We start from the raw sequence: 12,964 nt of genomic DNA, 5'->3' as shown, positions 1-12,964 counted from the left end.
ACCGAAATGAGGTCGCTTAGAGACAACAGTAAATTTATATTATTTCATCTGACAACTTGACAGGGCCTAGCGCAATACAACGTGAAAGTTCAAACAGTGCTGTGTTTTGTTTATTCATGTGAATTTATTATCAATATTTGATGACGATGGTTGCGTCATCAAGCGTAATTGGCATTTTTCAAAGACGTCACACACAGAGGAAGTCAACATTATGATTACTAAACTTAATTGGAAAGCTTTCATCTTACCTTTAATTCTCGGAATTGGGATTTGGCTACTCACACCGTTTAAGCCTGCCGAGATTAGCCCAATTGCTTGGCATCTATTCGCCATTTTCATTGCGACGATTATTGCCTGTGTCACCAAGCCACTTCCAATGATGGGGACAACTTTAATTGGGGTGACTGTTGCGACTTTAACCGGCATCTTTTCCATGGACGAAGTTGCGGCCGGTTTTGGGAATTCAACATCCTGGCTAATTGCCATGTGCATGTTCATGGCTGCCGGCTTCATCAAATCTGGTCTTGGCAAACGGATTGCTTACTTATTCGTCAAGCTCTTTGGCAAGCACACGCTAGGCTTGGCCTACGCCTTATCTGCGGTCGACACTGTCCTCGCAATTGGCATTCCTAGTAATAATGCCCGTGCCAACGGTATTATGTATCCGATTATCGATAACTTATCCCACGAAATGGGCTCTGACCCTAAAGATGGCACACAACGCAAACTCGGGTCATTTTTAATTTTTAACGCCTATGAAGTCAACAACATCACGTCTGGGCTATTCTTAACTGGATTAGCCGGTAACATGATTGCGCTGGGCTTCGCCAAAGCACAAGGCATTACAATTTCATGGTTGCAGTGGTTTGCGGCGGCCAGCGTCCCCGGCTTTCTTTGCCTCTTAATTATTCCATTTGTCCTGTACAAAGTTTACCCACCAGAAATTAAATCCACGCCTAACGCGCATGCTTGGGCGGACGCTCGTCTCAAAGAAATCGGAAAAATGACGATGAGTGAAAAAATTATGGGCGGCACTTTTGTTCTCGCCATCTTCTTATGGCTAGCTGGCGCGCATTTTGGAATTGATGCGACCGAAGTTAGCTTTATTGCCGTCATGATTCTATTAATCACCGGCGTCATCACGACGAAGGATATGTTAAATGAGAGCTTCGCTTGGAATATTTTAACTTGGCTATCCATTATTATGTTGATGTCCAAAAAGCTAATGACGCTCGGATTTTTCCCGTGGTTCTCTAAAATTTTGGGCCAAGCGCTTCATGGGATGCCTTGGATTCTCGTTTTAGTCATTCTTTTTCTCGCTTATTTCTATCTACATTACATGTTTCCAAGCATCGCCACCCAAATCTCAGCACTATACGCTGGCTTCTTGTCAGTTGCGATTGGCACCGGGGTACCACCAACGTTAGCCGCGCTATTATTAGCTTTTTGTGGCTCAATCTATCTGTCCACCACGCCTTATTCTTCCGGTACCGCAGCCTTCTTCTCCAGCACGGGCTACGTGACCAGCAAAGAATGGTGGCAACTGAGTGCGTTAATTGGGGTAATTTTTAACGTTATTTGGCTTGGTGGCGGTCTCTTATGGACCAAAGTGTTAGGTATTTGGTAAAAATTAGCCACACGCTAACTTCAGTTTCTCAGATGATAAATTAAAGCCCTCCCCTAAACTAATTTAAGCTATACTTAACTTAGTTTAGGGGAGGGCTTTTGATGAATGAACGTGATTTAAAATACTACTGTAACCTAGTTGAAACGGGAAACTACACGGCGACTGCCAACCATTTCCAAGTGACCCAACCGGCAATTTCAGCGGCATTAAAACGACTGGAAACCCAGTATGCCACTCAATTGATGACTCATCAGGCACATCGCTCACAATTGGTTACCACCGCGGCCGGTCAGGTGTTGTATATCAAAGCACGCCAACTCATCCAAGCCTTCACCCAAGTTGAACTGGAAGTCAAACATGCAGAAGATCAAAAAGTTCGCTTAGGCTTTTCACATGTCGCCGGTGGCCTCTGGTTGCCTCGCGTGATCGAGACCTTCGCCCATCACCAACTATTGCCGGCTGTGACAACTGAAATTGCCATTTCTGAACGGCTACTTGACCAGTTACGTCATCACAAGCTTGATGCGGCCATTTTTTCATTGCTCCAGCCGTTGCAATCAGACGACTTACAAGTTTTTCAACTTGAAGTTCATCCACTATGTGTCCTAGCCAACGTCCAGCATCCGTTAAGTCGGTTAGCCCTAATTGAAGCCAAGGATTTACAACAAGTGCCGATGATTGCACGTCAGTTGCATTCACTGCCCCGCAACGCGCTAGAAAGCTACTGTCGTCAAAGCAATGTCCAACCGCAAATCATTTACGAAGCACCCAGCAGTCAATTGGTCGAAGACTTAGTATCGCGTAATCTCGGCATTGGATTCGTCATTGACGGCTCCGTTTCACTCAGTCCAAATGTCGTTAAGATTCCGCTGAAACCAAGTCAGGCGATTGATTGCTATATGCAAATGGCCGTGAGAAAGTCCTTTATTCCCAATGAACAGCAATCACGCTGTATTGATTTACTCAAACAAATTAAATCTCAAGATTAAAATCCTTATTGCGGGCAACTCCCGGCAATAAGGATTTTTGACTGCTATTTGAAGGTTGAAAGGACAAAAGAGCTCGTAAACACTGTCATACAGGCAACAGCCACTTCCAAATTAGCTGGAGGTTGCCGCCGATAACATCGGTCGTGAAGGTAGCGTTGGGTCGGCATGTTTCTTGCCGGCGTTACGCTACGGACGGTCCGGGACACTTGTGATTTGTGCAAGGGTTCCGGGCGAGGGCCAAGACGTTCCTCAGGCTTGACCCGTTCCCACGGCCGCATGTTATCAGTGGTGACTGGAAGCGGTAGTTACTAACTATTTTGATTTTGCAACCTTGACTGCTATCTAGAAACGCCATAATCTAAGATAACCATTTCAGCCATCGCAATTTCACGGTATAGGCTGTTATAGAGATCTTCATTGAACGCAGCTGTCGCTTCATATTGCTGTTGCAAATAATCTCGTTCAGCTTGAAAAACCTGTCGATAAATGACGGTTAACTCGCGGATTTGATCTGGCGTGTACTCGGCATGCTGTACCATCCGCTGCCATTCAGAAACAAACTGTCGCAAACTGGTATGACCATTTTGTGAGCGCAAGTCGAAGGTTACCGCTGCTTTGAACTCTTGTGAAGTCGGCATCTTCCACAGTGTCTGCACACCGACCTCAATCATTTGCCCACGAACCGTTGCCATTCGGTTGGCAGCATCCGCATCCACCTTGGTTTTTGGTAATAACCAGCGAAAGACAATCGTCGGCACAATGAGACTCAAAATGATGAGCAAGCTTTCAGACATCAACACCAAATTGAAGTCGCTCGTCTTAACTTGGGTTTCGGCGACCGTAAAGGCTAACGCAAACGTCACCGCACCGTGAATCCCGCCCAGTGCAAAAATCCAGGCTTCGCGCCTTGGTAACCGGCGAATCCAACGCACATAAGCAAAGCGTGCCAGTAAATTGGTCACGTAAAGCACAATTCCAATGGTCACCCAAATCCAAGACCCATCATAAGAGACTGAACGGTCCAACGTCGTCCGCACTAACACAATTCCTAAAACAATAAAAACAATCCCGTTTAAAATGTCGCTCAACAGGCCAACGAGCTCAAAAATATCATTTGCGAGTTGTGGATTGGCTAACGCACTCCGTTCACTTTCCGCATTATGCACGAGACCAGCAAAGACTACTGCGATAATTCCTGAAACCCCGATGGCTTCGCCACCAAAATACAACACAAATGGTGTCATCAAATAAATCACTTTTAATGGCGTCCCATTATTATAAGTATTATTGATAAAATTAACTTTTGAGCGGAGCATTAGCTGGCGAAAATAAACGATTACCCCACTGACCAGGCCACCGAAAACGATCCCACCACCAGCTGAATAGATAAAGTTCCACAGCGTTTGGGAATAATTAACATAACCGTTAATATACCAAAGAATTGCCATATTAAGTAAGATGATCCCTGAAGCGTCGTTAAATAATGATTCCAACTTCAAGCTAGTCTGCTCGCGTCTTGGCAATTCTCGCCCCATCGTGACTGATTCAGTCGCTGTCGCATCGGTCGGCGTGCTAATTGCCGCCAGAATAAAGGCTAATGGCAAGCCCACCCCTGCCAGTATGGCGGTTCCCAGGCCAGCGACAACCGCACAAAGCACGACCATGCCGATTGTTAAACTAATGATTTCACGAACATGACGACCAACTAAGTTCAATCGCGTATTTTGACCTTCAAAATATAATAATGGCGCGACAATCAGGCCAATAAAAACCTCAGAATTAAATTTTGCCACCAGCCCATTTAAAACCGGCACCAGTGCAATCATCGCGCCAATCAACAGACTCACATAATTCACCGATAATCGTGGCAGCCACCGGCGGTTAATGATGATGCTCATCATCGCCCCCACCGTTAACATAGCCGTCGAAATTAGCAACCCCATTCGGGTATCCCCCTTTAATTAAATTAACTAACCTTGATTATTAGTTGTTTATTAAGGCTTGTAAAACAAAAACACTCTCGTTTTGACCTTAATGCCGTTGGTTTCTTAAAGACGCAATCGTTTGTGCAATTCCTACCGAAAAAGGCGTTGCCGCGATTGGTCCAATCGTTTTACGAAGCTTTTGACCATCTAAAAAGACCGGCTTTTCAGTTAAATAAGCCATCTCGACAATTTCGCGAATATCGGCATCAAACCAACCACAAATCCGTAATAGCGGCTTCGTTAACGACATCACCGGCGCCCAACTGCCAGCGTCCTGCTTAGCCAACCGTACTAGTTCTCGACCAGTAATCTTTTGACCAGGAATATTCCAAGCTTGATGATAAGCACTAGCCTTGTCAGCGAGTTGCACAATCATTTTAGCCGCATCTGGCAAATACACAAATTCTCGTGCGACGGATTGTCTGCCAATAAAAATCGTTAGCTGCCGCTTAGCAATTCCGATCAGCGTCATGCCTAAATAACTAGACTTCCGCGCCGTTGGGCCATAATAATCCGGTAAACGCATGAGTGCGACGGCCACATCCTGATATTGACGACTAAAAAGCAACTCAGCCAAATCCCGCTTAATTGCCCCTTTTTTAGATACTGGCTTTAACGGATCAGTTTCACGAACAGGTCGTCCTAACGTTGCCCCGTAGGCATAAATGCCATCAATAAAGACGACGTGTGATTTCAAAATTTGGGCTGCGTGCATGACTGATTTTCCGAGTGGTAATTGCTGGCTAGTCGTTAGATGATACGGAATCGCCGCACATTGAAAAATCGTCTCACAATCCTTACCAGCAGCAACGATACTCTGATAGTCAAACACATCACCAACACGCCAGTCAGTCGCGCTGGGCCAACGTTGCTTTAACTTTTCAAGTGAACGACCGAAGACAACAACTTGCAGATGCTTACTGAGCAGTTCTTGAACAATCGCACTACCGGTACCACCCGTCGCACCTAGAACTAAAACACGCTTCATGAACTTTCCTCCCATCACTAATAGAGCCAATCCAAAATATCAAAGGCACGATTACTATTATAAAATTTTGAGTGACCATGCCGCTTTAATTCAACGACGGGTTCTTCTTTATTAAAACGTGGGCTAATTTTAGCATCAAACCAGCTATCCCAATCAACGTCACTCGCCCCATTAGCTTGACGATCAGCCAATAATTCCGCTGGTGTTCGCCAAATCAGGACTTGCAACTGGTGCGTCTTTTCACTAAAATCAGGCCGCTTCACATAGTCACGAATGCCATCAAGTCGCCGCAACATTTTATTCACACGCCGCCGTTCTTGTATGAGTTGGCTGAGCTCTGCCAGATCCTCGTCACTCGCATAGGAACGAATAAAGACCCGTGCAGAATTACGATACGAGCTCAGCCGCCGCTTAGCCTTATTATTTTGATTATATTTTTGTTGGGCCCGTTTTTGAGCTTCAGTCTGTGACATAAGCGACCTCCTAATTTTTATAGTACATGTACTATAGTTCTTAAATTGTGCTTCGTCAAGCTGTTTCTAAAGCAAATTTTCAATTTTCTTCCGTGTGAGTGGGCATGTACTATATTTAGCGACTAAAAAAACTCCAAAGGATTGTCTTTGAAGTTTCTTTGCTGATACTTTACCTTATTGTTCTACCGCTTTACGCAAGCTACTTAAATCGGCCTGCTTATTTAAAACTGTTACTAATTGTTGCCCGTTTTTTTGATAAGTCATCGATTCAAAAACTTTTACCGCGGTTTTAGATTCATTAGCCGTTGTCAGTTGTAGCTCACTCAACTTGGCAAAAACATTAACACTTGGATCAGCGTCAAAAATTGCCGCCACGTCTGGCAACATCTCACCTAGAGGCAACTTGTTAGTATAATTACCACTATTAAAATAGGCGCGCAAACAAAACATTAAAATTGCCCGTTCATACATGGATAAGGTTGCTAATTGCTTTTTCACTTCTGAATTCATCTTAAACCGACCATCCTCATTTTTGGATTTCTCAACTAAAGGTTGCAAGTACAAAGAGAAACGTGAACAGAATCATATCCGAAACGGTCACGCCTAGACTAGACTCGTGGTGAGCGCTTCGTCAGACAGAATCGTTGTGGCTGTCTCCGCTAAGCTTAATAACTGGAGGTTGGGACTGATAACATCGGTCGTGATGGTGGCGTTACATCGGCTGTTTTTGGCCGACGTTACGCCACGGACGGTCCGGGACACTTTCGCTTTTTGAAAGCGTTCCGGGCGAGGTCCAAGACGTTCTTGGCTTGGACCGGCCCCACGACCGTATGTTATCAGTTCCAACCGGAAGTGACAGCTATTCAATCAGTACGGGTTGGTTATTGACACGATGGGACTTACACACAAATTTTATTTTTCAACCTTTAGCTTCCTAATTATCATAGCACATCGGGTCATATCGTTTAGAAAATTAGCCGCAAAAAAAATCGCAGGACTCCTTAAAGTCACTGCGATTCCATTAAAATTAGAACTTAGTTGCTTACCATTAATTTTTATTCAAGGTTGAGTGAGCAATGTCAATAGCTGGCAATCAACTCAGTTCCAGTCATAATCAGTTGGGTCTTGCAAGCCGCGTCCCGTCGCCTTGTCCAACATAATTCGTTGTTCAAAGTGGGCCACATTGCGCTTAGTTTCCTTGACCATGTCTGGGTTGACAGAAACGTAGTCAATCCCACTCTGAATCAAGAAGTTGGTGAAGTCTGGGAATTCGGACGGCGCTTGACCACAAATTGAAACCGTCTTGCCATCCTTGTGAGCCGTCGTAATCAAATGACGAATCGCGCGTTTAACCGCTAAATTCCGTTCGTCAAAGAGACTTGCAACGGTATCATTATTCCGATCACAACCAAGGAGCAACATTGTCAGGTCGTTCGAACCAATTGAGTAACCATCAACAAACTGGTTGAATTTGTCGGCCAAAATAATGTTTGATGGAATTTCGGCCATCATGTAAACCTTAAAGTCGGCACTCCGAACGAGCCCTTCGCCGGTCATAATCGCCGTAACTTTTTGAGCTTCGTCAACGGTCCGGACGAATGGGATCATGACGTTCAGGTTCTTCAAGCCAAATTCATTACGAACTTTCTTGACTGCGGCCAATTCGAGTTTGAAGGCATTGATATACTTCGGATCATAGTAACGAGAAGCACCACGCCAGCCTAACAAATCTGCTGGTTCATGTGGTTCAAACTTTTCGCCGCCCTTAAGCTTCCGATATTCACTCGACTTGAAGTCTGAGAGCCGAAGCACGACTGGCCGTGGTGCCATGGCACGGGCAACCTTCGAAATACCGTCTGCTAACATATCAACGACTTTTTCAGGATGGCCTTCTTCGATCAAATAGAGTGGATGTTCATGAATATAAGTGGTCCAGAGGAATTCCTCACGCATGAGTCCAATCCCGTCGGCTGGTAATGATGAGTACTTTTCGGCTAACTCTGGGTCGCCTAAGTTCATCATGACACCGGTTGCGGTTGGAGCAAAACTTTCGGCGGCAACCACTTGCCCAGCTGCTTGAGCTGCTGGCGTGGTCTTTTTGAACATACTTTCAATTTTGCCTGAATAGACAACCCCATTTTTAGCATCAACAGTGACAATATCGCCAGTCTTCAGCACACTAGTTGCCGCAACGTGCTTACTTTCAGTACCAACGATACATGGAATTTCCATTTCCCGAGAAACAATTGCGGCATGGCAAGTCATCCCACCATTGTTTGTCACAATGGCCGCGGCCTTTTTCATTGCTGGTACCCAGTCAGGCGACGTCATCAAGGTGACCAAGATTTCGCCTTGCTTGAACTTGTCAATATCCTTAGGACTGTCGATAACATGGACAACCCCTGTTGCTAAGCCAGGGCTTGCTGGTAACCCACGTACAACCACTTTAGCATCCGCTGCTGCAACCACGTTATCATCTCCTGTATCATTAGCTTTGGCCTTATTCCGTTGTGACCAAACAGTTTCTGGACGCGCTTGGACGATCCAAAGCCGGTCAGTATTGACATCTAAGGCATATTCCATATCCATGTAGCAACCATAATGTTTTTCAATTTCTTTGGCATAGCCAGCTAACTCAATAACCTGACTGTCCGTCAAGACTTGCTTGTCTTGCAATTCGGCAGGAACTGCTTGTTCTTTAGTCCCACCATTAGCGACACGCATCAACTCAACGGGCTGTTTAACAACATTTCTTTCAATAATTTTAAGGGTATCCTTATCCACAACAAAGTGGTTAGGGGTAACTTTACCCAAGACGATGTATTCGCCTAACCCGCGAATCCCATCAATCACAATTTTAGAATCGTCACCATTCGCAACATTTACTGAGAACATAATCCCAGAGGCCTTTGAGAAGACCATCATTTGAACCGCGGCCGATAATGCCACTTTTTCATATGGGAATTGTTGCTTGTGACGATAGTAGGTGGCGCGATCGGTAAACAATGATGAATAGCATTGTTGTACCCGGTTAACAACGTCAGCAGCACCTTTGATATTTAAGTATGATTCTTGTTGGCCGGCAAATGAGGCATTTGGCAAATCCTCAGCCGTTGCAGAGGAACGAATCGCGACGAATGGATCAGATTGACCCATTTTGTCAGCCAAATCAACATAAGCTTTTTGAATATCGTTCGCTAAATCAGTTGGCATTGTGGCGCCAACGATTAAATTACGGATTTGTTCACAAGTCTTATGCAATTCGTCCGAATCTTCGTAGTCCACAATACCATTAAGTAACGCGTTAACTTTATCGTTTAACCCCGTCTTGTCCATAAAATAGCGATAGGCACGGGCAGTGGTGGCGAAACCGTATGGGACTGGGACATCCATCGAAGATGTCATCTCACCCAATGATGAAGATTTCCCACCAACTAAGCTAACATCTTGACGATGTAATTCATTAAACCATAAAACATTTGCTGTATCGCGACTACTCATGATATTACCTCCTCGTAACTCTGACCATCAAATTCAATCAAACAAATCAAACAATGAAAGCTTTTTTATTTACGACTTCATTGTAGTTCAACTATGCACAAAGTTCAAAGGTGTTTTTCAAGTTTAAACTTTACAAAAACGCCGAAATGTCCACATTTTCAGTATGTTAGCAAACTTTATCATCAAATTATTTTAATCGATTATTTTGTTCAATATTTAACAAAATCTTGTTACTGTTAATCATTCAAGTCCTTTTGCGAACTGAAATTCAGTCAAAAAAAATGCCCAAGCATCCGGTCAACTTGACCATTAGCTCGAGCACTTTAACTTGAAAAACTAAAGGTTGAAAGGACAAAAGGGCTTGTAAACACTGTCATATAGACAACTGGCACTTCCAAATTGGTGGTAATTCCGCTTCAGCAGGCAGAAATCGCTGTGCTATAGTGGGACAGTCGCAGCCATAGTACGGTCTGCAACTTCGATTTAAAGCCGATAACCCACGTCTTTAAATCGCCCTGTAAGATTAGGCGGCCAAGACCCGCCGGCCAATCTTACCGACACAGCACAACGATTTCTGCCTGCTTCCGCTAAACCTAACCTAAAAATAGTTAAATTAGCTGGAAGTCGCCGCTGATAGCATCGGTCGTGAAAGTGGCGTTGAGTCGGCATGTTTCTTGCCGGCGTTACGCCACGGACGGTCCGGAACACTTGCGATTTGTGCAAGGGTTTCGGGCGAGGGCCAAGACGTTTCTCAGGCTTGGACCGGTCCCACGACCGCATGTTATCAGTGGCGACTGGAAGCGGTCATGGTAACTAATCTTCATGACCTAATCATTGGCATGGCGGTAATTATTACGGATTTTGATCTTTCAACCTTTAGTAAAAAATGTTTACTTCATTTTGGCGGCCCGCTTAGCGGCGAGATAGGTTGCCCGTGCATCCTTTGAATCCTGTTTCATCGTTGGATAGGCCTTCTTGAGGTCATGCGCACTAATAAAGAAAAAGATCATGGCAATAATTTCTAATGGCACGACAAATAACCCTATCAATGAAAAATAATTATCCCCATTACCGCCAGCCGACATATTACTAAAAAGTACCGGCATTAGCAGGAGTGAAACGATGTTGGCAACATACATCAAAATTGGTGCCACATATTTCCGCTTGGACGCTAATTTCAGCTTGCTGGCACCCACATGTGCAAAAATCGTAAAGACCAACACAATCGTCCCAAAGCTACTATTGTTGTAGCCAAAATATGAGGCAATCATGACAAGCACAAAAATAATCGGCACCGATAAATAAAAGCTATAAACCTGATAAGCACGACTCTTGTCTTTAAATTCCTTTTTAGCAGTTTTCATGGTTAATTCCCCCTACATCCCTTTTGAATTTATCATATCATAACCAAAAGTGAATTCATAAACAAAATTAGTTATCATGGTTATCTATTTGTTTTACCCTTTTTGAGACAAACTAAAAACCACTCACTAGCAATTTAAATCATCTGCTAAGTAAGTGGTTTTTATCGGCTGATTAGTGCCGTTTCCGCGTCACTAATCCAGTCAAAAATGTCATCAACAATAGACCTAGTGCCGCTAGACCATGTGACGTTTCATCACTCGTCTGTGGTAATTTAGTCGCTGATTGCTTTGAAGGTGTTGACTGTTGGGTTGCCACTGTCGACGTCAACGGTTTGATCGTCGCGACTTGTGGTTGCGCAACAACTCGCTGTGGTTCTTCAAGCTTTTGTGGTGCATCGGCAACTAGTGGATTGGTGTGGTTCCGTAATTCAGTCCCATCATCAATTCCGTCACCATCCGTATCAGCTTTCAATGGATCGGTTCCCATCGCCAATTCATCCGCACTTGAAACCCCATCACCATCGGGATCAATGGCATAATGTTCGAAACTTGGATTCTCTGGGTCAATCACGTTAACAACCGTGACGGCACCAGTCCCGTCTGGTAATACCACACGCGTATCACCCGACGTAATCGTCTGCTGCGACACAACACGTTGGTCAACCAATTCCGTCACTACTTGCTGGTTGGTGCTGGGGTCGTTGCTATAAATCGTCGTCGTTTGATCCGGCCATTGCTTCGTAACCCTAACCACTTGACCGTCAGCATCTTTCTCCGTGATGGTAACCGTCCCATCGGCGGCCACATCACGACCGAGAACAGTCAGTTGTCCAGGAAGCACTGTGACGTCGTAATTGGCATTTTCAGCCACAGCGGTAATTGCATAAGTTCCAACAGCACGTGTATCCGGTGTTGTCAACGCTAGTCGCAACGCTGATAAATCATCATCTGAAAACAGTGTTCCAGCCACTAAACTAATGTCGTTTTGTGGCGTTGTAGTGCCGGCATATTGTAGCTGGTTGGCAACTTGAACCGTCACTTTCCGTTTTGCGACCACTAATTGACCAAGCTTAATATCGGTAAATTTATAATTAGGCGTCGCCGCTAATAGCGCCGCTTTACCAGCATCCGTAAGTCGAATCGTATAGTTACCATCGGCTTTAAGTTGGTCTGGTGCAATCACGGTATTATGCTGATCAACCACTTCAAAATCAGTCTGATTCAAGTCTCGTAGTCGAAGCCCGGCACTAAACTTTTCATTAAATATTGGTTGGTCACCATAAGTCAGCTTAACGTCACTAATTTCAAGACTGGCACTCGCCGGTGTAATCTTAAGCGTTCCGGGAATCACTGTAACCTGATAATTTGACGGTGTGGTTGTTCCAGTGATTTGATGGTCACCGACATTTTGATTATGGTCCCATCCTAAGGTCACCTTCAAGTCAGTTTCCTTATCACCCTTGACCAGTATGGCTGTTGGATCATCCAAAGTCAGTTCAGAATCATGGGTTCCATAGACCTTGGTTTGATTCGTTGCCTTGACTGTGACTCGTAATGGGTTAATCGTAAATTGCGTATTAGAGGTTAACGTGACATCGTAATTACCATTTGTCGCGGGATCAGGCATTGTAATCGTGTAACTATCCACGTTTTTCCCTTTTGCTCGGGTTAATGTGACGCCAAGATCATCTCCAGAAAGAGGCTTTATCTCGCTTGTGACCGTATACGTGAATCTTGGATCAGAATCACCATAATATTTAGATAACGTATCCGCCGTAATCGTTACTGGGCGTGGCGTAATCGCAAACTTTGTATTAGGGGTTAACGTGACCTTGTAGTTACTATTTGTCGCAGGATCAGGCATTGTAATCGTGTAACTATCCACGTTTTTCCCTTTCGCTCGGGTTAATGTGACGCCAAGATCATCTCCAAGAAGAGGTTTTATCTTACTTACGACTTTATACGTGAACCTTGGATCAGAATCACCATAATACTTAGACAACGTATTCGCTTCAATCGTTACTGGGCGTGGCGTAA

Annotated in this window: 9 protein-coding genes; 2 read left to right on the top strand and 7 right to left on the bottom strand. The window is 44.5% G+C overall.

Annotation, left to right across the window (positions count from 1 at the left end; all coding sequences use genetic code 11):
* The first annotated feature begins 211 nt into the window (after positions 1-211).
* Both FFM74_RS12120 and FFM74_RS12115 read left to right on the top strand, forming a co-directional pair.
* Complete coding sequence (locus FFM74_RS12120) at positions 212-1,627, top strand: DASS family sodium-coupled anion symporter (protein WP_137626895.1); 1,416 nt, start codon at positions 212-214, stop codon at positions 1,625-1,627.
* A gap of 101 nt (positions 1,628-1,728) precedes the next feature.
* Positions 1,729-2,616: a LysR family transcriptional regulator gene (locus FFM74_RS12115; RefSeq protein ID WP_137626894.1), complete on the top strand. Its 888-nt coding sequence runs from the start codon at positions 1,729-1,731 to the stop codon at positions 2,614-2,616.
* Between the two features lie 338 nt (positions 2,617-2,954).
* On the opposite strand, the gene FFM74_RS12110 is transcribed toward FFM74_RS12115, so the two are convergent.
* From FFM74_RS12110 to FFM74_RS13680, 7 genes are all read right to left on the bottom strand, one after another.
* Positions 2,955-4,559, bottom strand: a complete 1,605-nt coding sequence (locus FFM74_RS12110) for a cation:proton antiporter (protein WP_137626893.1) — start codon at positions 4,557-4,559, stop codon at positions 2,955-2,957.
* Positions 4,560-4,647: 88 nt separating this feature from the next.
* On the bottom strand, positions 4,648-5,589 hold the full coding sequence (locus FFM74_RS12105; protein WP_137626892.1) for an NAD-dependent epimerase/dehydratase family protein: 942 nt from the start codon (positions 5,587-5,589) through the stop codon (positions 4,648-4,650).
* 17 nt (positions 5,590-5,606) lie between these two features.
* The gene (locus FFM74_RS12100; RefSeq protein WP_137626891.1) at positions 5,607-6,062 is read right to left on the bottom strand and encodes a hypothetical protein; all 456 of its coding nucleotides are present in this window, start codon (positions 6,060-6,062) and stop codon (positions 5,607-5,609) included.
* Between the two features lie 174 nt (positions 6,063-6,236).
* Positions 6,237-6,572 (bottom strand): hypothetical protein, encoded by a 336-nt coding sequence (locus tag FFM74_RS12095; protein ID WP_137626890.1) that lies wholly within the window; start codon positions 6,570-6,572, stop codon positions 6,237-6,239.
* Between the two features lie 588 nt (positions 6,573-7,160).
* Complete coding sequence (gene ppsA, locus FFM74_RS12090) at positions 7,161-9,563, bottom strand: phosphoenolpyruvate synthase (RefSeq protein WP_137626889.1); 2,403 nt, start codon at positions 9,561-9,563, stop codon at positions 7,161-7,163.
* A gap of 890 nt (positions 9,564-10,453) precedes the next feature.
* Positions 10,454-10,927 carry a hypothetical protein gene (locus tag FFM74_RS12085; RefSeq protein WP_137626888.1) on the bottom strand — a complete coding sequence of 158 codons (474 nt, stop codon included), beginning with the start codon at positions 10,925-10,927 and terminating at the stop codon, positions 10,454-10,456.
* Between the two features lie 172 nt (positions 10,928-11,099).
* Positions 11,100-12,964: MBG domain-containing protein (locus FFM74_RS13680; RefSeq protein WP_171000740.1), on the bottom strand; the 1,865-nt coding region annotated here is incomplete at its 5' end.

It is taken from the genome of Lactiplantibacillus pingfangensis, assembly GCF_005404945.1.
In the GTDB taxonomy this organism is placed as follows: Bacteria; Bacillota; Bacilli; order Lactobacillales; family Lactobacillaceae; genus Lactiplantibacillus; species Lactiplantibacillus pingfangensis.
This window is presented reverse-complemented; position numbering and strand designations above follow the sequence as displayed.